Origin of the sequence: Clostridium sp., from assembly GCF_047777555.1 — a bacterium.
In the GTDB taxonomy this organism is placed as follows: domain Bacteria; phylum Bacillota; class Clostridia; order Clostridiales; family Clostridiaceae; genus Clostridium_H.
The window spans coordinates 121,126-144,694 of sequence record NZ_JBKEEV010000004.1; the positions used below are offsets into that span (position 1 = coordinate 121,126).

Annotated in this window: 21 protein-coding genes and 1 riboswitch; of the genes, 4 read left to right on the forward strand and 17 right to left on the reverse strand. The window is 31.7% G+C overall.

The genetic code is table 11. The features are described 5' to 3' along the window. Positions 1–155 precede the first annotated feature (155 nt). Both ACFWTK_RS08595 and ACFWTK_RS08600 read right to left on the reverse strand, forming a co-directional pair. Positions 156–1,172 (reverse strand): aldo/keto reductase, encoded by a 1,017-nt coding sequence (locus ACFWTK_RS08595; RefSeq protein WP_415875602.1) that lies wholly within the window; start codon positions 1,170–1,172, stop codon positions 156–158. Between the two features lie 161 nt (positions 1,173–1,333). After that, a complete protein-coding gene (locus tag ACFWTK_RS08600) occupies positions 1,334–1,678 on the reverse strand; it encodes a hypothetical protein (RefSeq protein ID WP_415875603.1) in 345 nt (114 codons plus the stop codon). 170 nt (positions 1,679–1,848) lie between these two features. Between ACFWTK_RS08600 and ACFWTK_RS08605 the strand changes: the two genes are divergently transcribed. Further along, positions 1,849–2,523 (forward strand): hypothetical protein, encoded by a 675-nt coding sequence (locus ACFWTK_RS08605; RefSeq protein ID WP_415875604.1) that lies wholly within the window; start codon positions 1,849–1,851, stop codon positions 2,521–2,523. 84 nt (positions 2,524–2,607) lie between these two features. On the opposite strand, the gene ACFWTK_RS08610 is transcribed toward ACFWTK_RS08605, so the two are convergent. The 9 genes from ACFWTK_RS08610 to ACFWTK_RS08650 form a co-directional block, all read right to left on the reverse strand. Next, the gene (locus tag ACFWTK_RS08610) at positions 2,608–4,620 is read right to left on the reverse strand and encodes a glucose PTS transporter subunit IIA (RefSeq protein ID WP_415875606.1); all 2,013 of its coding nucleotides are present in this window, start codon (positions 4,618–4,620) and stop codon (positions 2,608–2,610) included. A 184-nt stretch (positions 4,621–4,804) separates the two neighbouring features. Continuing rightward, positions 4,805–5,635, reverse strand: coding sequence for a PRD domain-containing protein (locus tag ACFWTK_RS08615; protein WP_415875608.1), 831 nt, complete (start codon positions 5,633–5,635; stop codon positions 4,805–4,807). 161 nt (positions 5,636–5,796) lie between these two features. After that, positions 5,797–8,049, reverse strand: a complete 2,253-nt coding sequence (clpA, locus tag ACFWTK_RS08620; RefSeq protein WP_415875609.1) for an ATP-dependent Clp protease ATP-binding subunit ClpA — start codon at positions 8,047–8,049, stop codon at positions 5,797–5,799. A gap of 2 nt (positions 8,050–8,051) precedes the next feature. Next, positions 8,052–8,351 (reverse strand): ATP-dependent Clp protease adaptor ClpS, encoded by a 300-nt coding sequence (locus tag ACFWTK_RS08625; RefSeq protein ID WP_415875610.1) that lies wholly within the window; start codon positions 8,349–8,351, stop codon positions 8,052–8,054. A 416-nt stretch (positions 8,352–8,767) separates the two neighbouring features. Beyond that, positions 8,768–11,143 (reverse strand): homocysteine S-methyltransferase family protein, encoded by a 2,376-nt coding sequence (locus ACFWTK_RS08630; RefSeq protein ID WP_415875706.1) that lies wholly within the window; start codon positions 11,141–11,143, stop codon positions 8,768–8,770. Further along, positions 11,133–11,801 carry a methionine synthase gene (locus ACFWTK_RS08635; protein ID WP_415875611.1) on the reverse strand — a complete coding sequence of 223 codons (669 nt, stop codon included), beginning with the start codon at positions 11,799–11,801 and terminating at the stop codon, positions 11,133–11,135. The genes ACFWTK_RS08630 and ACFWTK_RS08635 overlap by 11 nt, the downstream gene beginning before the upstream one ends. Before the next feature lie 58 nt (positions 11,802–11,859). After that, positions 11,860–12,315, reverse strand: a complete 456-nt coding sequence (locus tag ACFWTK_RS08640) for an S-ribosylhomocysteine lyase (protein ID WP_415875612.1) — start codon at positions 12,313–12,315, stop codon at positions 11,860–11,862. A 96-nt stretch (positions 12,316–12,411) separates the two neighbouring features. Beyond that, positions 12,412–13,314 carry a methylenetetrahydrofolate reductase [NAD(P)H] gene (metF, locus tag ACFWTK_RS08645; RefSeq protein WP_415875613.1) on the reverse strand — a complete coding sequence of 301 codons (903 nt, stop codon included), beginning with the start codon at positions 13,312–13,314 and terminating at the stop codon, positions 12,412–12,414. 106 nt (positions 13,315–13,420) lie between these two features. Beyond that, positions 13,421–13,531: riboswitch (SAM riboswitch) on the reverse strand. A gap of 120 nt (positions 13,532–13,651) precedes the next feature. Continuing rightward, positions 13,652–14,197 (reverse strand): glutathione peroxidase, encoded by a 546-nt coding sequence (locus ACFWTK_RS08650; RefSeq protein ID WP_415875614.1) that lies wholly within the window; start codon positions 14,195–14,197, stop codon positions 13,652–13,654. A 193-nt stretch (positions 14,198–14,390) separates the two neighbouring features. Between ACFWTK_RS08650 and ACFWTK_RS08655 the strand changes: the two genes are divergently transcribed. Then, the gene (locus ACFWTK_RS08655; protein ID WP_415875615.1) at positions 14,391–15,719 is read left to right on the forward strand and encodes a putative DNA modification/repair radical SAM protein; all 1,329 of its coding nucleotides are present in this window, start codon (positions 14,391–14,393) and stop codon (positions 15,717–15,719) included. Positions 15,720–15,883: 164 nt separating this feature from the next. After that, positions 15,884–16,477 carry a TIGR03915 family putative DNA repair protein gene (locus tag ACFWTK_RS08660; protein WP_415875707.1) on the forward strand — a complete coding sequence of 198 codons (594 nt, stop codon included), beginning with the start codon at positions 15,884–15,886 and terminating at the stop codon, positions 16,475–16,477. A gap of 166 nt (positions 16,478–16,643) precedes the next feature. On the opposite strand, the gene ACFWTK_RS08665 is transcribed toward ACFWTK_RS08660, so the two are convergent. Genes ACFWTK_RS08665 through ACFWTK_RS08685 form a run of 5 tightly spaced genes read right to left on the reverse strand, consistent with a single transcriptional unit; the run spans position 16,644 to position 21,120 of the window. Then, the gene (locus ACFWTK_RS08665; protein WP_415875616.1) at positions 16,644–17,846 is read right to left on the reverse strand and encodes an ABC transporter permease subunit; all 1,203 of its coding nucleotides are present in this window, start codon (positions 17,844–17,846) and stop codon (positions 16,644–16,646) included. Next, positions 17,843–18,760, reverse strand: a complete 918-nt coding sequence (locus ACFWTK_RS08670; protein ID WP_415875617.1) for an ABC transporter ATP-binding protein — start codon at positions 18,758–18,760, stop codon at positions 17,843–17,845. Before ACFWTK_RS08670 ends, ACFWTK_RS08665 begins: the two co-directional genes overlap by 4 nt. Before the next feature lie 17 nt (positions 18,761–18,777). Next, positions 18,778–19,866 carry a hypothetical protein gene (locus tag ACFWTK_RS08675; RefSeq protein ID WP_415875618.1) on the reverse strand — a complete coding sequence of 363 codons (1,089 nt, stop codon included), beginning with the start codon at positions 19,864–19,866 and terminating at the stop codon, positions 18,778–18,780. Further along, positions 19,847–20,743 carry an ABC transporter ATP-binding protein gene (locus ACFWTK_RS08680; protein WP_415875619.1) on the reverse strand — a complete coding sequence of 299 codons (897 nt, stop codon included), beginning with the start codon at positions 20,741–20,743 and terminating at the stop codon, positions 19,847–19,849. The genes ACFWTK_RS08675 and ACFWTK_RS08680 overlap by 20 nt, the downstream gene beginning before the upstream one ends. Next, positions 20,740–21,120: a GntR family transcriptional regulator gene (locus ACFWTK_RS08685; RefSeq protein ID WP_061858231.1), complete on the reverse strand. Its 381-nt coding sequence runs from the start codon at positions 21,118–21,120 to the stop codon at positions 20,740–20,742. The genes ACFWTK_RS08680 and ACFWTK_RS08685 overlap by 4 nt, the downstream gene beginning before the upstream one ends. A gap of 390 nt (positions 21,121–21,510) precedes the next feature. Between ACFWTK_RS08685 and ACFWTK_RS08690 the strand changes: the two genes are divergently transcribed. After that, positions 21,511–22,305 (forward strand): protein-ADP-ribose hydrolase, encoded by a 795-nt coding sequence (locus ACFWTK_RS08690; protein WP_415875620.1) that lies wholly within the window; start codon positions 21,511–21,513, stop codon positions 22,303–22,305. Between the two features lie 158 nt (positions 22,306–22,463). Here the strand turns inward: ACFWTK_RS08690 and ACFWTK_RS08695 are convergent, their stop codons facing one another. After that, positions 22,464–23,393, reverse strand: coding sequence for a patatin-like phospholipase family protein (locus ACFWTK_RS08695; RefSeq protein ID WP_415875621.1), 930 nt, complete (start codon positions 23,391–23,393; stop codon positions 22,464–22,466). Positions 23,394–23,569 lie beyond the last annotated feature (176 nt).

Consider the following 23,569-nt stretch of genomic DNA (forward strand, 5'->3'; position numbering starts at 1 on the left):
TGACTTACTGACTATTTTATTATACCATATATTTTCAATATTTTATATTATTGTAAGCATTATGAATATAAACCTTACATAAGTTTTTCTATATAAACTATAAAAAAATGACTCAGTGCTGACTTTATATACAGCATTGGTCATTTTATCCTATACTACAAACTCTCAAAAGCTGAACATACTCTCTTCATCATATTTCTAATTGGTAAATTATAAGGACATTTAGGCTCACATTTTCCGCAGGACACACAGTCTTTTGCTCCATGTTCCTGAAATACATATCTCTCTACAGCCCAATCCTTTAAATTATATCTTTTTAAATACCCTTCTAATAGGAATTGAGTAGGTATGTCTATTCCTTGTGAGCATGGTCCACAATACCCACATCTTCTGCAGAATTCAGTTCCAAGGCTTTTTGCTTCTTCTTCAATAATTTTTCTCTCTTCTTCATTTAATTTTACAAACTCATTGCCTATTTTTGCATTTTCATCTATTTGCTCTATGGTATTCATTCCTGGTATTGCAGTGGTTACGTTCTCATTTTCTAATATAAATCTTAAGGAATACTCTTTATTTTCTATAGCTCCTCCTGCCATAGGCTTCATAACTATAACGCCAATGTTTAATTCCTTAGCCCTCCTAAATATCTCCTCTGCTTGTCTTTCTACAGGGTTGTATGGAAATTGGATTGTTGAAAACTCACCACTTTCAACAGCCTTTTTCATTATATCAAGAGAATGACTGGTTATACCTATTTCTCTTATCTTTCCCTCTTTTTTAGCTTCCTTTAATGCCCTTAAAGCTCCATTTTCACTCATTACCATTTCATAGTCTTCATCTGTTCTTACATTATGAAGTTGGTATAAGTCTATAGTATCTATTTGAAATCTTTTTAGACTTCTTTCTATGGCTTTTTTCATTCCTTCATAATCTCTATCAGGTGCTTTTGTTGCAATTATCCAATTCTCTCTCCCTGTTTCCTTTATTCCGTAACCTAGTAATTCTTCACTTTTCCCATATCCTGCAGCTGAATCAATAAAATTTATACCAACTTCATGTGCTTTTTTTATTAATGCTGCAGCCGTTTCCTTAGAAACCTTTTGAATAGGTATTCCACCAAATCCTATAATTGAAACATTAAAATTTGTCTTTCCTAGTACTCTCTTATCCATTGTTTCCCCCTATTTTATAAATGTATTTATTATATTATTATATTATTAACATATAAAATTTTTAACTTCTTTAATATTTTAATTCTCTTACACTTTTTACTAAAGCCTTTTTTTATTTTATACCTATCTCACTAATATTTCTAAATCTGCTCCTGCACTATCTAAAATTTCATCTCATCTCTAATATTTCTAAATCTGCTTTTTTCATAATTTTCAACGCTTTTTACCGCATTTATTGCGTATAATTCCACTTCAACATTCTCTACATTGTATACAAGATTTAGAAGTGGAGCGCCTTCATTTTTAAAAGCTTCATGTTCTCCTTCTCCTATATTAGGAAGAGCCTCTTCTAATAGATGCCTTATTTTCTCTACAGTTGTATCTGATATAATTCCTTGCTCATGCTCTTCTATTTTAAAAACTATATTCTCAAAAGTAGACTCTTCTTTATCTATTATAACTGATAATATAGGCTGCTTTCCATTAATATCTGAAACTCTATCCACATTTATCACCTCCTAAACTGCTCTTTATTCCTTATCTACTCTCTTTAAGTATTTTTCACTTATTTTTTCTAAACTCAGCGAAAGGACTAAACTCCCTTTAAAGTTTGTCACCTCTATATATTATGTCCCATATCATATATTGTAATGTAATTTATTAGGAGGAAACATATATGTATATTAATGACTACAGAGGTTGTCACGGAATGTCCAATACCTATCAACCGAGTCAAGCATTAATTAACTTGCTTATAGAGGCAATGAAGGATGAAAGAGCTGATAGAGCTAAATATGGTAGAATGATGGAGATGACTAAAGATAAAAAAATTAAGAGACAAATAGAATTTGCCTATGATGATGAAGGAAAACACTATAAAATGTTTCAGTATATATACCATATGATAACAGGGCAACTGATAAACATCCCTATTCCTGAAGAAAAAATATCTGATTCCCTTATAGAAAATGTAGAAAGCAGTATCGATGGAGAACTTGAAGCTGTAGAACTATATAGGAAAATTAAATCTATGCTTCCTAATATGCAGTTAAGAGATATGCTTTATGAAATTATTACAGATGAGCAAGAACATGCAACTAGGTTTGTATATGTATATGCTATGCTTCATCACATGCATCATCATATGGATAATAATTGTGACAAGGATGAAATGCACAGTAATGTGAATGATATGCACTATTATGTTGAAAATGCAGCAAATGTAAAGCATGATATATACAAGCATAAGGAAGACAAAAAAGATAAAGAAGACAAATGCCACAGTGATAAAAAATGTAAAACCGATAAAACAAAACACTGCGATAAAAGAATGTACGACGACCTATGGTAATATTTTAACTCTCTAAACAAATTTATTTCTAATATTGTTACAATAAAAAACGCCAAGAAAAATCCTGGTGTTTTTTATTAGATATTATGCTGTTTTTACTTTTGCAACTTCAGCAAGAGCTTTCTTCTTACCAAAATCAACTGTAAGATCTGCTACTTCCTGCATATTAGTAATAATTACAGGAGAAATCGAACTTGCTGCTTTCTTTTCAATAAGTTCTTTATCAAAACTTACAAGTAAATCTCCTTTTTTAACTTTATCTCCTTGGGCTACATGAGCTTTAAAACCTTCTCCATTTAATTTTACAGTATCAATTCCTATATGAATTAACACTTCAAGTCCTTCTTCAGTTAGAATTACTGCTGCATGATTAGTTGGGAATAGTACTGATACTTCTCCACTAACAGGTGCATATACCTTATTTCCTGAAGGTTTAACTGCAAATCCATCACCTAAAAGCTTTCCTGCAAAAGTTTCATCTGGAACTTCCTCTAATTTAACAACTTCACCTTCAATTGGGTTATATACTGATACTGTCACTCCAGAAATTTTCTTTTCATTATCAACTGCTACTTCGCATTTTTTCTCATCTACTTCTGGTTCATTTGATGGCTTATAGCCGCCATTTGCTATAATAGCCTTTATATTGTCTTTAATTCTTTCTGCTTCTGTTCCAAAAATAGCTTGAACGCTATTTCCTGCAAACAACACTCCAGCTGCTCCTAAAGCCTTTAATGTAGCTTGATCTACCTTTGATGGGTCTTTTAATGTAAGTCTAAGTCTTGTAATGCAGGCATCAAGAACTTCTATATTATCTTTTCCACCTATTGCTTCTAAAACCTTTGCTGCTTTTTCAGCTCCCTTAACATTTATTGGAGCTACTACATTTTCATCCTCATCTTCTCTACCAGGAGTCTTTAAGTCTAATGCTCTGATTGCAAAGTAGAAAACTGCAAAGTATAATGCAAAGAATGCTATACCAACTATCCAGATTAACCATGAATGTCCTGCAAACTTAAATCCTAAAAGATAGTCTATAAATGAAGCTGAGAAAGTGTATCCTAGTCTAATCTTTAGCATACTTGTAACAATACCTGATAAGAAAGCTGCAGCTACATGGAATACAAATAACATTGGTGCTACGAATATAAATGAAAATTCAATTGGTTCTGTTATTCCTGTAAGGAATGCTACAAATGCTGCTGATATCATCATACCTGATACTTTTTTCCTGTTTTCCTTTTTAGCAGCTGCAATCATAGCTGCAGCAGCTCCTGGAAGACCAAACATTAGTATTGGGAATTCAGATGCCATAAAGAACCCGGCAGTAGGATCTCCATGGAAATATCTTGCTGAATCTCCAAAGTAAGTTACACCGTTTGAAACAAATTCACCAAATTGATATAAGAAAGCTGGGTAGTACACATGATGTAGTCCAACTGGAATTAGCAATCTTTTTCCTGCTGCATAGAATGCAGGTCCAAGCACTGATGTTGTTGCCCATTGTGAAAATACATTAATTCCATTTTGGATAGGTGCCCATACAGTAACTCCAATAATTCCAAAAACTAAAGCTGCAAGAGAAGTTATAATTGGTACAAATCTTTTTCCACCAAAGAAGCCTAAAACTTGTGGAAGCTTTATATCATGGAATCTATTATATAAAATACCCGCAATTAAACCTATAGCTATACCTCCAAAAACTCCCATATTAATGGTTGTTTTAGATACTACGTCGCTATAAGCAGTCGTTTTCATGAAAGCGTCTAGTGTCATTCCTTGTTCAGCTGCAAGCTTTGTAGCTAAAGCTGCAGCTCCATTATTACTAGCAACGTTTATAATTGCTTGTAAAACAAATTGTCCTACAACAGCAGCTAAAGCAGCAACTCCTTCACCACCTGTAAAACCGATTGCAACTCCTGCTGCAAATATCATTGGAAGATTACTGAATATAGCATCTCCAGCCTGTGCCATATATGGCAAATTCAATAGGTCTGGTTGACCAAATCTTAATAATAAACCTGCTGCTGGTAAAACAGATACTGGTAGCATAAGTGACTTACCTATCTTTTGCAAGACAGCAAACAACTTTTTCATTATAATACCTCCTTGGTTAGTTTAAAACATAAAAAATTATAAGTAATTAGTTGTTTAGCTAAACATCTATTAACCCATGATTATTTAAAAACAAAAAACACGAGCTGTAAGGGATAATAATTATGATGGTATAATTATTCCCTTAAAGCTCGTGCCTAATTCAATAGTAACACTGCTTTTATATTTATATTTCTGAAAGTCTATTGAGATGTAAAGCTATATAGCCTATTTCATCTTCAGGTATTACTACAGAAAATAAATCTTCCATTTTTAAAGCAACTTTCATCGCGATGTTATAATCATTATACAAATCCTTTTTTATAATGTCAAGTAAATTATTTTTTATAGTTTTTTTCTGTTTTATTCTCTCTATTACAAAATTCAAGTGGGTTATTGTTCTTATATATTCAATAGAGCTCTTATCGAAATTCTTATTTAACAACTTTGATATTAATTCCATTAATTCTCCAATCCTTCTTGTATACGCTAAAGATTCACTTACTTGCTTCTGATTTAAAGCAGCGTTAATGTGCATGCATATAAATCCAATTTCATCTTCTGGAAGCTCAACATTTAGTCTACTGTTTATCATATCTAAAGCTCTTTCTGCAAGTCTATACTCATCGGGATATAATGCCAATAATTCATGTAAAAACGGATTCTTAATTTCTACGCCATTTTTGAGTCTTCTTATAGCAAAGTTAATATGATCTGGAAGAGATATATGTATGGCTTTACTAAGTTTAGTTTTGAAGCTTTTTTCACATAATGATATTATTTCTTCAGATATGCCAATAATTTCACCGTCTATTTTTCCTAAAATCTTGTTGAAATTTTCTTCATGATAGTTTATCTGTTTTACAAACTTATTTTCTACTTTATCTTCTGAAATCCTTTTCTCCTTACCTGAATTAAAACCTATAGCCTTACCAACTAGAACAAATTCTTCTCCATGTTTTTGCGCAATTACTACATTGTTATTCAATACTTTTTTTACAATATAATAATCTTCCATAATTATCCCCCTACTCTATGTACTCCCTATACAAAAGTATATTTATCCGCTTTTTACTATATATCTTTAACCTTCCTTATGTCAAATATTCTAGATGATTGTCATATAGATTTTACATTTAAAAAATGTATCTGTAAATACCAAGGCTAAGTGTATTTTACTTAACCTTGATATTTATTAATTATAACCCTTCCATTTACAACATCTACTTTCACTTCTCCTCCATTAGAAAGGCTTCCAAAGAGTACTTCGTCTACAAAATAGGGTTTTATTTCCTGCTGAACTATGCGAAGTATTTCTCTTGCCCCATATATAGAAGATACTCCTCTTTCCGCAATCCACCTATAGCATTTCTCAGTTACATTTAAATTGATATTCTTTGATGAAAGCTTTTCATCAAATTCTTTTAAAGCCTTTTTAGCTATTAAATAAGCCATGTTTTCATCCATTTTGTTAAATACAATAATTTCATCTAACCTATTTCTAAACTCTGGAGAAAATATTCTTTCTACTTCTTTTGTTATGGAATCATCTTTTAAAACTCTTGAACCAAAGCCTAACATCTCTTTTCCTACGAGTCTTGCTCCAGCATTTGAGGTCATTATCAGTATAACATTTCTGAAGTCAGCTCTCTTTCCATCATTATCTGTAAGGGTAGCATAATCCATAACTTGAAGTAATACATTAAAAATATCCGGATGAGCCTTTTCAATTTCATCAAGTAAAAGCACACAATAAGGTGTCTTTCTTATGGCATCTGTCAAAAGACCTCCCTCTTCATATCCTACATAACCAGGAGGAGCACCAATAAGCCTTGCTACAGTATGCTTTTCTTGATATTCGCTCATATCAAAGCGAATTAATGGAATATCTAATATTTCTCCAAGCTTTTTTGCAATTTCAGTCTTTCCAATACCAGTTTGCCCTACAAATAGAAGACTTGCTACAGGTTTTTCTTCATCATTAAATCCTGCTCTTGACCTTTTAATAGCCCCTACTACAGTTTCAATAGCTTTATCCTGACCAAAGATAAACTTTTTTAATTCTTTATCTAAGTTTTTTAATCTTTCAACTTCACTTAAAGATACATTTTTTTCAGGAATTTTAGCCATAGCTGAAATTACCTTTTCTATATCCTTTTCTGTGATTTTTATGCTTTCTTCTTTGTCATCGCATCTTAACCTAGCATAAGCACCAGCCTCATCTATTACATCTATAGCCTTATCTGGAAGATGCCTTTCATATAGATATTTTGAAGATAATTCTACAGCGCTTTTTAAAGCATCATCTGTGTAAATTACATTATGATACTTTTCATAGGTGTCTTTAAGTCCAAGAAGTATCTTATAAGTATCTTCTTTTGTAGGCTCAAGAACCTCAATCTTCTGGAATCTTCTAGATAAGGCTCTATCCTTTTCAAAATACTTTTTATACTCATCATATGTAGTAGAACCTATAACTCTTAGCTTTCCATCAGTCAAAAATGGCTTCAATATGTTAGCAGCATCCATAGAGCCTCCTGATACAGCGCCAGTACCTACAATAGTGTGAATTTCATCTATATACACAATTGCCTTTTCTTGTTCTCTTATTTTCTTTAATACTCTCTTAATTCTCTCTTCAAAATCTCCCCTATATTTTGTACCAGCTAGCAATGCCGCAATATCTAATGAGTATATTTTGCTTCCTTTTAAAATCTCAGGAACTTTGTCATCTGCTATCATTTGAGCTAATCCCTCTGTTATAGCAGTTTTACCTACTCCTGCTTCACCTACATGAATTGGATTATTTTTTAATCTTCTGCATAATACTTGTATAGTCCTTTTTAATATGTCTTCCCTTCCTATAACAGGATCAATTTCTCCCCTTCTTGCTTTTTCCGTTAATTCTAAAGTATACAGGCTTAATATATCTCTCCTGTTTGCTGTTTCATAAAATTCTTCCTCATCTTCTTCAGAATCTATGGATAATTCCTCATAAGCCTTATTTTGTGCAGATATATTATGAGATATATTTTTAAGAATATCCAATCTTCTTATTCCCTGTTTTCTTAAAAAATAGCTAGCAAAGGTATCTTCTGAATCATACAACGCAACCAACACATCTTGAAATCTTATTGTTTTCTTATCTGCTGATAACATTTGAGCTCCAGCGGAAGATATTATATTTTGTACTCCTAAAGTTTGAATAGGCTCTCCATGATCTATCACTGGAATCTCATCTCTAAAGAATTTCAAAAGATCCTCTTTAAGTTCATCAACATTTCCTCCAGAATCTATTATAATTTTTTTGGACTCTTCAAACTGAAGAGCTGCATATAGTATATGTTCTGGAGTAAAATATTCATGTCTAGCAATCTTTGCCTCAGAATACGCAGCTATAAATATTTCACTTAATAAATTATCTAAATTCATAATTACTCCTTTTCCAAAGTTAGTTTTAATGGAAATCCACTTTCCTCTGCCATAATCATGACTTGTCTTATTTTAGTTGAAGCAATATCATAAGAGTATATACCAGCAATTCCTATGCCTTTTCTATGAACATCAAGCATGATTCTCTCAGCCTCAATAGGGCTTTTCCTAAATATTTTAATTAAAATCTCCACCACAAAATCCATTGTTGTATAATCATCATTATGCAAAAGTACCTTGTACATATTCGGCTTTTTTATCTTTATTTCTTTTTTTTCCTTAGAAAATATTACTTCATTCAAAGTCAACAACTCCAAAATATATTATTTATTTTTCAATATAATAATTCACATATATTCTATGGCTATTATAGCAAAAAATACCCCACATATAAACTTTTAAAATGGTTAATATAATAGTGTCAGAAAGTTTCAAAGTTTCACTAAGAAGTACTGCTTTTATTCTAAAAGTAAATGGAGATGATTCTCATGATATTTGCAGATCCAGCTGTCGAATGGATGTAGATATCGGGGGTGAGTCCATTGGAAACTCTTAGTGGTTGTTGGTATATTTATTAATAAATCTTAACAGAAGGGTTTATTAATAAATCAACAACTATATTATTTGAACTTCTGATTATATAGATTAAAGGTAGATGTAAATAATACATCTACCTTTTGTCTTTTTCCTTTACTTTATTTTATATTTAAAAAATCCTTTAGGCATTAAAAAATTTTCTTGCAATTTTTACTGCCTCTTGTGCATCCTTAGCATAATAGTCTGCCTTTATCATATCAGCATATTCCTTGTTTAGTACTGCTCCTCCTACTAAAACCTTACATGGCACCTTATTTTTCCTTAGGCTTTCTATAGTCTTCTCCATAGATTTTACTGTAGTTGTCATAAGAGCACTTAAACCAATCAAGGATACTTTTTCTTTCTTCGCTGTTTCCACTACCTTTTCTATAGGTACGTCTTTGCCTAAATCTATTATTTCAAAACCATAGTTTTCAAGAATAACCTTTACAATATTTTTTCCAATATCGTGAATGTCACCTTGTACTGTAGCTAAAATTATTTTACCTTTAGAGATTTCTTTTTTCCCCTCTAGTTGTATTTTTTCCTTGATTACAGAAAAGGAATTCTTTACTGTTTCAGCAGACATAATTAGCTGCGGAAGAAATATTTCACCCTTTTCATATTTTTTGCCTACTACATCTAAGGCTGGAATTAGATATTCATCTACTATAGTTAGACTATCTTTGTTATTTAACAGTTCTTTTGTCTTCTCTGCTGCTTCATCCTTTAGCCCTTTTATTATTATTTCTTTTAAATCTCTATGATTTTCTCTTTGAATTGTTTCTTTATGCTCATCTTTAGAATAAATGCTAATATATTCTTTTGCTTCTCTATCTGTATTAGAAAGGACTTTAAAGGCTCTTATTGTATCCATTATAACTTTATTATTAGGATTTAATATAGGCGCATCTAAGCCCTCTGCTAAAGCCATAGCTAGAAAAGTCTGATTCAAAATCTCCCTTTGAGGAAGTCCAAAGGATACATTGCTAACACCAAGCAAAGTCTTAACGCCAAAACTTTCCTTAACCATTCTTACAGCTTTTATGGTTTCCACAACTTCACTCTGCTGGGCTGAAGCTGTAAGCACTAAACAATCAATTAAAACATCCTCTTTTTTTATACCATATTTCCCAGCAGTGCTTATGATTTTTTCTGCTATTTTAACTCTATCTTCAGCCTTTGATGGAATTCCATTATCATCAAGAGTAAGTCCTACAACGCAGGCACCATATTTTTTAGCTATAGGAAAAATGGCTTTCATGACCTTTTCTTTTCCATTAACTGAATTTATTATAGGTTTACCATTGTAAATTCTTACTGCGGCTTCTATAACTTCTGTCTCAGAACTATCTATTTGAAGAGGGACATTTATTATAGACTGTATCTCTTTGACTATTTTTACCATTATTTCTTTTTCATCTATTTCTGGAAGCCCAACATTTACGTCTAATATATCAGCTCCAGCTTCTACCTGACTTACAGCTTCCCCTAGTATATAATCCATATTATTATTTTTTAAAGCCTCTTTAAACTTTTTCTTTCCTGTTGGGTTGATTCTCTCTCCTATAAGCTTTACCTCTCTACCTAAAACTACAGTTTTACTTGAAGAGCATACAGCAGTTAGTTTTTTATCTATTATTTCAACAGGTTTTAAATCTTTCAATGCTTCTACTACTCTTTTTATGTATCTATCATCTGTACCACAGCAGCCGCCTAAAATAGATGCTCCTTTTTTCGCCATTATCTTTACATTCTCTGCAAATTCTTCTGGTGTAATTTCATATACAGTCTTGCCATCCTTAACCTTTGGAAGTCCTGCATTTGCTTGAACAATAACAGGAGTCGAAGAATATTCTAATATCTTTTCAACTATAGGAAACAGCTCCTTTGGTCCAAGAGAACAATTTACTCCTAAAGCATCAACTCCTAAACCTTCTAAAAGAGTAACCATAGTTAAAGGGTCTGTTCCTGTAAAAGTTCTTCCATCCTCTCCAAATGTCATGGTACAAAATACTGGAAGACTGCTGTTTTCCTTTGCTGCTAAAATTGCCGCCTTAGCCTCGTATAAATCCGAAATTGTCTCTATTAATATAAAATCACATCCAGCTTTAACTCCGGCTTCTACCTGTCTTTTAAAAATCTCATAAGCTCTTTCAAAGCTTAAAGTTCCTATAGGCTCCAGCATTTGTCCAATTGGCCCAATATCTAGTGCTATGTATGTTTCTCTGCTATTCTTTTTTGCTTCTTTAGCTATATTAACAGCATTTGTTATAACTTCTTCTACAGAATATCCAGTATCTTTAAGCTTTAACTCATTGGCTCCAAAGGTATTTGTAGTTACTATATTGGCTCCTGCTTTTATGTATTTTTCATGAATTTCTTTTATTATATCTGGATGCAGAATATTATATGTTTCTGGAACCTCTCCTGCCTTAAGTCCTCTATTTTGAAGCATAGTCCCCATAGCTCCATCAAAAAATATAAATTTATTTAATAAATCACTTTTAATTCCCACAATAACTGCCCCCTTTTCTATATTCACATTTCCCAAAACTGCTGCATTTTTTACATCCTGGAGGTTCAGATTTAATATTTTTATCTTGAAATCCTATTACTGCACTTACAGATTTTCTTGGTATCAAAATATTGTTTTCACTTGCTGTAAGACCTATTCTCTTTTGTGCTTCTAGTGCATTTATTACTTTAGATTGAATTTCTATGGAAAAATCACCATACCCCGGACTATATCTATAAGTAATACCAAGATTCATACTTTCTGCTTTCTGCTTTATCTCATTTTGCACTTCATCACAAACCCATTCTACAGCAGTAGAAGCACAAGCATCTAAAATCAATGCTTTTGTTAAATTTATTTTCTCATAGTATCTTATTCTAGTATCCACCATGTTTCCAAGAGTTACAGCCATGACAGCACACATAGATGAATTCTTAAGGTGTTCTAATATATCTTTTCCTTTAAATTCCAGATTGCTCTCCCTAAGTCTTATTACATCTTCATACTTTTGAATATTAAATATATTATACACGTATTTATAGTTTGAAATTTCTTTTATTTCCTTTATGCATTCATCTATTAACAAATCTATGTTTTTATCAATTACACCATTTTTGTACCCCAAATATCTTAAAACTTCTTTTTTATCTATGTGCACTGTCACCACCCCTTAAGTAACTTATATAGTATGCAGACTATATCATATATAATGACTTCTAGTCTCTATAGAATTTAGTGCTAAAACCTTTATCTAATACATATTTTGCATATTCCTTTGCTCCAAATAAAGATAAATCTCTATAATTTCCGCATTGTAAATCATTTGCTGCTGGAACTTCTTCTGCTTCTAGCACCTGTTTTAAAGAAGCTTCAAGAGCATTTTTTACTGTTTCTGGTTCTACTTCTCCCCACATTACAAGATAAAATCCTGTTCTGCATCCCATTGGAGATAAGTCAATTACATTGTCTAAATGTTCTCTTAAAAAACCTGCAAGAAGATGTTCTAAAGCGTGCATTGATGCAGTTGGCATGGCTTCTTTATTAGGTTGTAAAAATCTTAAATCGAATTTTGTTACTACATCTCCATGTTGTCCATTTAAAACTCCTGCTTTTCTTACATAAGGTGCAGCAACCTTTCTATGATCTAACTGAAAACTTTCTACTTGTGGCATTTTAAATTCCTCCTTATAATTTTTAATCTCTAGACTATGTCAATTATACCCCTTATTTCTATAATACCAAATAATAAATTTTTGAAATTTAACCTTCTATACCGCTATATTGTTATTAAGAGCCTTTACAACAGAATCTATATTAGAGACAATTCTTCTTGCTACCTCTGGATTGTTCATGGTATATATGTGAATTCCTTCTACTCCTGAGGATAATAGATCTATTATCTGCTCTGTAGCATAGGCAATTCCAGCATCTTTTAAAGCCTGTGGTTTATCAATATATCTATCCATAATCTTTTCAAACTTTTTAGGTACATAAGCTCCACATAAAGATGTTATTCTTTTTATTTGCCTGCTGTTTGTAACTGGCATAATTCCTGCTTCTATAGGAACATTAATACCTATTTCCTCTACCTTTTCTCTAAAATTATAGAAGAAGTTGTTATCAAAAAATAACTGAGTTATTAGAAAGTCTGCTCCTGCATCTACCTTCTTTTTAAGATTTTGTATGTCATCATTAAGATTACTACATTCAATATGCCCTTCTGGATAACAAGCACCGCCTATACAAAAATCTTTTGTACTTTTTATTTTTTCTATTAAATCTACTGCATATTTAAAGTGAAGAGGAGTTGGAAATTTAAAGTTTGGGTCCTGAGGAATATCTCCTCTAAGTGCTAATATGTTTTCAATATTATTATCTCTTAAGGATTTTAAAACTTCCTCTACTTCATCTCTAGTAGAGGAAATACAAGTTAAATGTGCTAATGCTTCAATATTATATTTATTCTTTATAATAGAAGCTATCTCAACAGTTTTATTCCTATCTTTATTATTTCCACCCGCCCCATAGGTTACACTTATATAGTTTGGATTTAAAGGTGCCAGCTCATCTATGGTATCATATATAGTATCTATAGAATAATCTTTCTTTGGTGGAAAAATCTCAAAAGAAATTACGGTTTTTTTGCTTGAAAACATATCCTTTATATACATAAAAATGCCCCCCTGAATATTAATGTACATCCATGAATATTTCTTAAAGAGTTCAAAAATAGGAAAAGACCTAAAGGACATCCTTTAGGTCTTTTCCTATTTAACATCCTCATCTTTCAGCTTTCGCTGCAGGAATTAGCACCATTGTATGCAATCTAAAATTCATACCGGTTGCCGGGCTTCACAGGGCCAGTCCCTCCGCCTCTCTTGATAAGAAATATTCCGTTTTATTTATGTTTATGATTATATATGTAACTCTCAATAATGTCAATGCTTTCTAAATTGTTTTATAGATAAATGCTAAAGTTTACTATGTTTATTCAACATAGTTTTTTGCTTAAAGCAATTTTTCTATATAAGGAGCCATATCTTTAGGTTCTGTAGTAGGTTCAAATCTTTCAACTACATTTCCATTCCTATCTATTAAAAACTTAGTAAAATTCCACTTTATAGAGTTTCCTTCTAGAAACTCTGGAAATTCCTTTTCTAAGACTTCAGTTAATTTACTACCTACAGGATGATTTTTATCTATGCCTTTAAAAGGAATCTTTTCACTTAAATATTTAAATAATGGATGTGCATTTTCGCCTCTTACATCTATCTTTTCAAAAAGTTGAAAGCTTACTCCATAATTGATTTTGCAAAAGTTTTTTACTTCCTCGTTGCTTCCAGGCTCCTGTTCTGCAAATTGGTTGCTTGGAAATCCTAATATTTCAAGTCCTTGTGATTTGTATTTCTTATAAAGCTCCTCTAATCCTTCATACTGAGGAGTAAAACCACATTTGCTTGCAGTGTTTACAATGATTAACACCTTGCCTTTATACTTTTCAAGTGAAATCTCCTCTCCATCTATTGTCTTTACTTTGAAATCATATACTGACACATTTATCCCTCCGTTTATAAAAAATTAGTTCTTTAAGAAATTGCTACACAGTTAGGATAACCTTATTTTATTTCAATATTCTTATAAAAATGTTTATTTGTCATAATATATCTTGCTTATTTAGCAAATGATATATTTACATAAGAACATATGTTTGGTATCATATAGTTATAAATTCTAAGGAAGTGTTAATATGGATATATTGGAAAAGCTAAAAATACTATCAGATGCTGCTAAATATGATGTATCCTGTTCATCTAGTGGAAATAGAAGAAAAAATACAAAAGGTGGGCTTGGAAGTTGCAGCACAAGCGGCATATGTCACAGCTTTACTGCAGATGGTAGGTGCATATCTCTGCTAAAAATCCTCCTCACAAACTACTGCTGCTATGACTGTGCTTATTGTATCAATAGAATTTCAAGCGATATACCAAGGGCTGCTTTTACTCCACAAGAAGTAGTAAACTTAACTATAAATTTTTATAAAAGAAATTATATAGAAGGATTATTTTTAAGCTCTGCTGTATTCAAAAATCCAAATTATACTATGGAACTTTTGATTGATGTTGCTGCCAAACTTAGAAACCAACATAAATTTAATGGATATATTCATCTAAAAGCCATACCTGGAGCAGACCCACTTCTTATTAGAAAGGCTGGGGAACTTGCGGATAGAATGAGTGTTAATATTGAACTTCCTTCCTCAAATAGCCTAAAGCTCTTAGCTCCTCAAAAAAAGAAGGAAAATATATTAAATCCAATGTCCCTTATAGGCTCTCAAATTGCAGTTTCAAGAATTGAAAACAAACTTTATAAAAATTCTCCATCCTTTTTACCTGCAGGACAGAGCACTCAACTTATAATCGGAGCTACTCCTGAGAGCGATCTTCAAATTATAAAGCTCTCTGAAAGTCTTTACAACAAATTTAGTTTAAAAAGAGTTTATTATTCTGCCTATGTTCCAGTGGCTGATAATCCTAAACTTCCATCTTTAACTATTCCTACTCCTATTTTAAGAGAACATAGACTTTATCAGGCTGACTGGCTTTTAAGATTCTATGGTTTTTCTGCAAAAGAGCTTTTAAATGAAAACAATCCAAACTTCGATATAAATCTTGATCCTAAAACCGATTGGGCACTTCGCCATATAAAAAACTTTCCTATTGAAGTGAATACTGCTTCTACAAGAGATCTTCTCCGTGTGCCTGGTATAGGAATACGCTCTGTTGGAAAAATCGCCTCATCAAGAAGAGTTCACTCTCTCAATTTTGATGATTTAAGAGCCTTAGGTGTAGTCTTAAAAAGAGCAAAATATTTTATAACCTGCAAAGGAAAATACTATGGAGAAGTAGATTTTGATGAAGCATTAATACGAAAAAGACTTACTGATAACATCAGTAATAAAAGTACTGTTGTCAATAAAAAAGCTAATCTAAATTATGAACAACTTTCTTTTTTTACAGAAACTCCTGCTATTTATAATCCTAGTGATGCTTTTAGTAAAATAACCGGTGAGTTATAAAGGAGGTACAGCTATGATTTGTTATACCTATGATGGAAGCTTTGAAGGATTATTAACCTGCATTTACGAATCCTATTATAGAAAAGAAAAACCTGAAGAGATTTTAAAAAGAAGATGAATTTATACCTAATCTTTTAAATAAGGAAATTTATATAGAAACTGACATTGATAAATTCTCAAAGGTATATAATGCTATAAAGCAAAAAATTTCTCCTGTTTCATTAAAATATATATTTTATGTATATCTTTCTGAAGTAAGGAACTCTAGTGATTTAATCTATAACTACATAAGACTTGGCTTTAAACTTGGAAAAAATATAGATTTACATATTTATGACAAGAGAGTTTTGGAAGTTCACAGATTAGTTAAAAAAGTTACAGGTGAAATTCATAGAATGTTAGGCTTTGTGAGATTTAAAAATATAAATAATAATTTTTTATACTCTGCTATAGAACCTGAACACAACATTGTTGCTTTAATTACTCCTCACTTTGCAGATCGTTTATGCAGTGAAAATTTCATAATCCATGATTTAAAAAGAGAAATAGCATCAATGTATAATGGACAAGAATGGTCAATTACTACTCTTTCTAAAAATCATGGACTAAAATTGCTGAATGAAGCCAAAGATGAAATATATGAATGTCTTTGGAGAGAATACTTTAGAAGCACTACTATAGAAAGCAGACTTAACCTAAAACTTCAGAAAATGCATATGCCAAAGCGTTATTGGAAGTTTCTAACGGAAATTTCTTGATATAAGAGCAAGTAAAAAATTTAAAAAGTGTAAAATTGGAGGAGTAGAAAGTGAAGGAGTTTAGGAACTTCTCTTAATTTAGAAAAAACAAATTTTCTAAACTCCCTACACTCTCTAAACTTCTCCACTCCTCCACTGCCATTCCCACTCTCTAAACTCTAACCTGCTATATAAGTATATCTTTCTTAGTAAACACCACATGTGAAATCACATAGCTTACAATAGTCCATATTACAAGCACTCCTATGGTAAATCCAATGGTTATATTCGGATTATTAAACTGGGTAGCTATTCTTCCACTTAGAACCATAGATGGATCCCCAAAGGTGCTAAATATATAGTGAACATACTTGCTAACATAAGGTATGCTTTGGAACATTGTAAAGGCTATTATTAACACTATATTTATTGCCATAGATACCATACTGCTCTTTACTATTGTTGACAGCAAGAAGGCAAAGGCTGCTGATGCTATAATAAATAAAATTTGAAGTAAAAACATTTGGATTAAATACTTCCACATAGGTATTATAGTCGTACTTCCAGCTACCATTTTTAAAACCTTTTGTCCCATGCCACTGGCAATAGCATTGTCATATACGAACCTTGAACCAACAGCTACTGGATAATCCATATTTCCAAAGCTAAATATAAACCCCACTACTAAAAAGGCTATGATTTCAATTAACACAATTATTATACTAGAGGATAAAGTTAGAGCTATAAATTTTGACAATAGTACTTTTCCTCTTGATACAGGCTGAGTTAATAAAAACTTCATAGTTGGAGGAGTGTACTCTCCTGATACCATATCTGAGCTAAATATAGTAATTCCTACTGCTAAGAAGATAACTCCTAGAATATTAAATAAATCTCTTATAAATTTTGTTGCTGTTACGTCATAAGAATTATATTCTGGTTCTATATCCTTATCTAATAGATACTTTTTAGTCATTAAATCTATATTTAGTCTCTCTTTTTCTTCATTGTTTATCTGAGTATTATTTATTTGCCCTTCTACCTGCTTTATCTCTTCTTTTAAGGTAACCCTCCAATCCTTCTTTCCGCTGGATTGCTCCTTTTTAATTTCTTCTATTCTTAAATTAGCTTGCTTTATTTCCTCATCAAAATGCAGCTTTTCTTCTTCTGGAATACTAGTATCATTTTTCATCTTATTTAAGTGCGCAATATTCTCCTGCTCATTTTGAATTCTTCTCTCTGGCTTATTCCACTCATTCATAGATTCAGCATTTTTATAAGATGCAAAAGCCATAAACCCTACAAGTAAAATAAACAATCCTGTTACAACCAAAGTTTTTCTTCTCTGCATAAGCTTTATAATTTCATTTCTAATTAACGTTATCATCATATCGCTCTTTTCCCTCCTTCAACAAGCTCCATATATCTCTCTTCAAGCTCTGCATGCTTCTTATAGATTTCCTCTAGGCGTATCTTATTTTCTGATAGCTTAAATATAAGCTCTGGCACAAGTCCTTTATCGATACTGCATTTAATCATGTCTGTATCTAAAGAAACATTATGAACAAATTCTAAGCTTTCTAATATTTCTATGCATTTATCCTTTTCTTCTACAGATAAAACTACATTCTCTATTTCGCTCTTTACCACATCTCCATATACACTCTCTACAGATTGAATAACTCCATTATTTATAAAAGCAACTCTATCACATACCATCTGAACTTCACTTAATATATGAGAGGATATAAAAACTGCTGCACCAGTTTCTCTTGCTGCTTTTTTTACTATGCTCCTAAAATCTAGAATTCCTGTTGGATCAAGTCCATTTGTAGGCTCATCTAGTATTAAAAGTTTAGGTTTTGCAATCAGTGCCGCTGCTAGTCCTAGTCTTTGTTTCATTCCAAGAGAATACTTTTTCACCTTATCATCTATTCTATCCTTTAAATTTACAAGTTCTATTATCTCATTTACATACTCTTTATCTGTCTTTCTTATTCTTGCAATTTGCATTAGGTTTTCTCTTCCTGATAGATAAGTATAAAGCTCAGGATTTTCAACCACTGCCCCAACGGAGGCTAGTGCCTTTTCTCTTTCTTTTGATATATCATGTCCTGCAATTACTATACTTCCAGAGTTTGGTGCAATAAGGCCTACTAGCATTCTTATAGTAGTAGTCTTTCCTGCTCCATTTGGCCCTAAGAATCCAAAAATCTCTCCTTCTTTAACATTAAAACTTATTCCTTTTATTATTTCTCTTTTGCCAAGGCGCTTTTTAACATCTTTAACTTCTAGTACATTCATATCTAAACCTCTCTTTCTTATCTTTTACTCATTTCTATAATCTTTCTTGTTATGACATACACAATACATCCACATAGTAAAGTAGTCAGCATAGTTAAAGTAATTATTTTGTTTGCAATAGGTACATAAATTTCTAAGTTATCAATGCCATATTGATATAAATGATAATGTCCTTTAAAAAATTCTGAAGCTATGCTGCCTCCTAAAAGAGCAAAGCATACTGAAACACCTATTTTGAATATAATTTCTAATGGTGCAAAGATTACTATATATCCATTTCTCTCTAGTGGAATATTTTTAAAAGAATATACTAATAAAATTACAAGTATTGGTATAACTACAGCTAGTACGAAAGCTTTTTGATAAATGCTAAGATTATTTATAGCACAACTATAACCTGCTAAGGAAATGTTCATAGCAATACTTTCAAATTTATCTGTTATAGCAAAGTAGCGTTTCTCTGACAATATATTAGGATTAAGAGTTAGTGTTCTTAAAAATGCGGAAGTTAGCACGAATAATCCCATAGGAAGTAATAAAAATATAGTACCAACAACTCCTCCAAGTATATTTTTTCCTGAAAGGCCTTGAATAAGCATTATAAAAGTAACAACAAACAGATAAGTTAAGGAGTTTATGAGTGCCCTCTGAAAAATCATACTTCCATTCATGTAGCCTGCTAAAACACTTTTATTTCCTATATATATAAATGTTATCACTATGGAACTCAATATAACTGGAACTATCACTGTCAATGCTGCTACAATCCATTTTGATATAATAATTTCTTCCCTTTTAAATGGCATAGAACTTAATGAATCATACTTTCTCCCCATAATATCGATTCCTACAATGAAGGTTCCTAAAAGGATTAAAGTTCCTATCAGCACTACTTGACTTGCATCTCCTTTTAAGAAAACTTGCTCAAAATGATGCACATAACTATTATTGAAAGTTCCTTGGCTAACTTCCTTCTGCAAGCTTTGAACAGTGTTTACAAATGGTAGTATTGTATATAAAAGCATCTGCCCCAAAAACAAGCCGCTTAAAGCTCTTACATTCTTCCATTCTTTATATAATAGTGCTTTATTTAAATAGTTCTTCATAGTTAACATCACCTCCAATTGAGTATATAAACATATCTTCAAGACTTAAATCTATTTCCTCTTGGAAGAGAATTTCGCAGCTATTAAGCTTATCTAAAAATTTCTTGCTGTAATCCTTAGTGACTATGTTGTAAACCCTTCCTACCCTTTCTACTTTGATTATCTCATTCCATTCTTCTAAATCACATGGTGCATCATTTTTAAAAACCACCTGTATCTTTCTTATAGTTTCTTTCATTTTTTCTATGGAATTTGAGTATTTAATTTCTCCCTTATTGAGAATTGCAATGCTATCACAAATTCTTTCAAGCTCTCCTAAATTGTGGGAGGATATAAGCACAGTAGTTCCTCTTTCTGCAACATCTTCTAGCAGTATATTTATAAACTGTCTTTTAACTATAGGGTCAAGACCATTAGTAGGCTCATCCATGACTAAAACTTCTGGCATAATACTTAAATTAAGCATTATAGAAAGTCTCATCTTCATTCCTTTTGAGAACTTTCTTATGGACTTTTTCTCAGGAAGCTGAAAGGTTTCATTTAGTTTATAAAATCTATTCTTATCGAAACTTTTATAGCTTAAGGAATAAAAGTTAACTGTATCCTTTAATGTAAAATAATCCAAAAGATTATTTTCATCTGTAACATATCCCATAACACCCTTAATCTTAGAATTTTCAAATACAGGCTCTCCCTTAACCTTTATTTCACCTTTATCTAATTTATAAATCCCCATTATATCTTTAATAAGAGTGGTTTTCCCCGCTCCATTTGGTCCAATAAGCCCAAAGATACTACCCTTTTCTACTTTTAAATTTATATTCTTTAAAACATCTTTATCTCCAAGACTTTTGTGCCCATTTATAATCTCTATCACTTCTTCTTCACCTCTTCATAGGACTCATTTATTAATTTTACAATCTCCTCTTTTTTAATCCCCATATAATGGGCTTCTAATATAATCTTCTTTATATCCTCTCTTAACTTTTCCATCCTATCTTCCTCCACTTTTGGTTTATAATTTGAAGATACATAGGTTCCCCTACCTCTAATGGTCTCAGTTACTCCCTGCCGCTCAAGCTCCATGTAAGCTCTGCTAACCGTATTGGGATTTGTAGTAATCATAGAAGACATCTCTCTTACAGATGGGAGCTTATCCCCTGGTTGTAATATTCCTTTTAGAATATTTTCTTTTATACCGTCAATAATCTGCTCATATATAGGTCTGCTGCTTCTAATATCTATATTTATCAATTTTAATTTCACCTCCCGGTGTAACTTTAAGTAATCTATGTAATATACTAACTGTACTAAGTGTACTATGTGTACTATGTGTACTAATTTAATTAGTACACCATTATTGTAATGCAAGTATTATATTTTGTAAAGAGCTTTATTAAAAATTTTTTCGTACAACGGTTTAATAAACATTACCTTGAAAAAGTTGCATTAATTTTATATGCTGGTTTATAATAGTAATCACTATTATAGGCTAATCAAAGCTAGGAATCCGTAACTTAAATAAAAAATACTTGAGAATATAAATGATGCAGTTAATGCAATAAGCAAAGATATAAATAATGTAGCGTCTATAAATCAGAAAGTGGTTTAAAATTTAAGAAAGATGTAGGAAGGAATAACAGTATGAATCAAGATGAAAGAAGATTATATTTGCTCAGAGCTTTGCTCCACGAAAATATAAAATATAGAGATATGGCAATACCAGATGATATAACCGAGCAAAGGAATTTACTTCGTAGCTTGTTTAATGTAAGAATGCCATGGCCAGTCAGTGAAGAATTTTTAAGAATACAAGATGAATATCTGACAGAGCGAAATATAGAGCGTGGGATTGTGGACGCTCAGACACTTACCCCAGTTGCTTCTAATGATAGAATTTACATCTGGCAAGGGGATATTACAACTTTGAAAATTGATGCAATTACTAATGCGGCTAATAGCCAGATGCTTGGCTGCTTCCAGCCATGTCATCCATGCATCGACAATTTTATACACACATATTCAGGAGTCCAATTAAGACTAAAATGTAATGAAATTATGAAAGCACAGGGGCATGAAGAAGAAACAGGAAAAGCTAAAATCACTCCAGGATATAATCTTCCTTGCAAGTATATACTTCATACAGTAGGACCAATTATCCACTGGAAGGTAACTCAAAAACACTGTGATCAGCTGGCAAGCTGTTACAGAAATTGTCTACAACTAGCAGTAGAGAATGGAGTGGAATCAGTAGCTTTTTGCTGTATCTCTACTGGTGTATTCAGATTTCCACAAAGACTAGCAGCAGAAATTGCTGTAAAAACGGTGGAAGATTTCTTAAATGAAAATCATAGTATGAAACAAGTAGTCTTCAATGTGTTTAAAGATGAAGATTTGCAAATATATCAGAGCTTATTAAATGATAAAATTAAGTTTTAGAGTAATGGGAAAAAACTATATTTGCCGGGAAATTAAGCATGCCAAAAATTCTAATAGTTATCAGAACCTTGGCATGCTTTTTCAACGTTTTTGAAATCTAAATCCATATGAGAAATTAAAAAAGTTAATTCGTATTATATTGCTTGCTTAATATATTTCTAGTGTGGCGTAAAAAGTCTTTTGTATTTAGTAAAGCTCCAATCTTTTAAAAATTTTTCTGCACTTTTGTATCCTGATTCAAAAAGCTTTATGCCCATTGTACTTATTTTATCGAATTCAGTACCTTTTACTCCTAAGGTTGGTATTCCTATAGTTCTTACCCAGTCTTTATGTTTTACATATATTTCTTCATTTTTGTTAAGCATAGCACTTACTATATCAATTATAAAAGAAATTAGATCAGTCTTTCCTTTTGCAGTAAGACTTTGATTATCTTCTATGAGTTTTAGTCCAAGGGTAGGCCATTTTGGCTCACCTTGCCCATCAAATATCCAAATAGGGTAGTTGCTTAAAATGCCTCCATCTACTATAAGGCTTATTCCAGTTTTATGCTTAAGCTTTACTGGTTTAAAAAACAAAGGAATACCTATGCTCATTCTTACAGCCTTAGCTATTGAAAAATCTAAAGGATCTATACCGTAAAATATAAGATCATCTGGTAGAATAATCATATCTCCCCTAGTAATATCAGAAGCTATTATTTTAAGATAAGACTTTCCATTTCTACTTACATCCCTGAATTTAACCTTTCCTTTTTTCTTGAGCAATTCTTCCATATATCCTTCTATGGGATCTCCAGAATAAATTCCCTTATCTTTAAGTAAGCCTATGATCTTATCAAAATAAGAAGTAATTTTAAATTTATCCAAAATGCTTTTCTCTAAAAACTTAGTATAATTAACCTGTAATATTATATCTTTCAATTCTTCTCCAGTATAGCCTGCTGCTAAAAGGGCCGCTACAATGGCTCCTGCTGATGTGCCTGCAAGATTTTCAAATTTATATCCTCTATTCTCAAGGCAACATACAGCTCCTACTAATGCTATTCCTTTTACTCCACCACCTTCAAAAACAGCGTCGATCTTCATGTTATCTCTCCTGAAAATAATACTTCATTTTAAGATATGAAACATCTAATCATTAGTGTTACTATATGGTTAATAGAGACTAGGGTCATAAAAAATATTATTAGAATTTAATTCTAGATATAGGTTGCAAATTTTGCAGTCTATGATATAATAATAAACAAATGGAAAACTTAATA

Coding starts and splice junctions, on each gene's coding strand:
- ACFWTK_RS08595 (WP_415875602.1), bottom strand. CDS start 1,172: ATGGATAAGAGAGTACTAGGAAAGACAAATTTTAATGTTTCAATTATA.
- ACFWTK_RS08605 (WP_415875604.1), top strand. CDS start 1,849: ATGTATATTAATGACTACAGAGGTTGTCACGGAATGTCCAATACCTAT.
- ACFWTK_RS08610 (WP_415875606.1), bottom strand. CDS start 4,620: ATGAAAAAGTTGTTTGCTGTCTTGCAAAAGATAGGTAAGTCACTTATG.
- ACFWTK_RS08615 (WP_415875608.1), bottom strand. CDS start 5,635: ATGGAAGATTATTATATTGTAAAAAAAGTATTGAATAACAATGTAGTA.
- clpA (WP_415875609.1), bottom strand. CDS start 8,049: ATGAATTTAGATAATTTATTAAGTGAAATATTTATAGCTGCGTATTCT.
- ACFWTK_RS08640 (WP_415875612.1), bottom strand. CDS start 12,315: ATGCCACAAGTAGAAAGTTTTCAGTTAGATCATAGAAAGGTTGCTGCA.
- metF (WP_415875613.1), bottom strand. CDS start 13,314: ATGTATATAAAGGATATGTTTTCAAGCAAAAAAACCGTAATTTCTTTT.
- ACFWTK_RS08655 (WP_415875615.1), top strand. CDS start 14,391: ATGGATATATTGGAAAAGCTAAAAATACTATCAGATGCTGCTAAATAT.
- ACFWTK_RS08665 (WP_415875616.1), bottom strand. CDS start 17,846: ATGATGATAACGTTAATTAGAAATGAAATTATAAAGCTTATGCAGAGA.
- ACFWTK_RS08670 (WP_415875617.1), bottom strand. CDS start 18,760: ATGAATGTACTAGAAGTTAAAGATGTTAAAAAGCGCCTTGGCAAAAGA.
- ACFWTK_RS08675 (WP_415875618.1), bottom strand. CDS start 19,866: ATGAAGAACTATTTAAATAAAGCACTATTATATAAAGAATGGAAGAAT.
- ACFWTK_RS08690 (WP_415875620.1), top strand. CDS start 21,511: ATGAATCAAGATGAAAGAAGATTATATTTGCTCAGAGCTTTGCTCCAC.
- ACFWTK_RS08695 (WP_415875621.1), bottom strand. CDS start 23,393: ATGAAGATCGACGCTGTTTTTGAAGGTGGTGGAGTAAAAGGAATAGCA.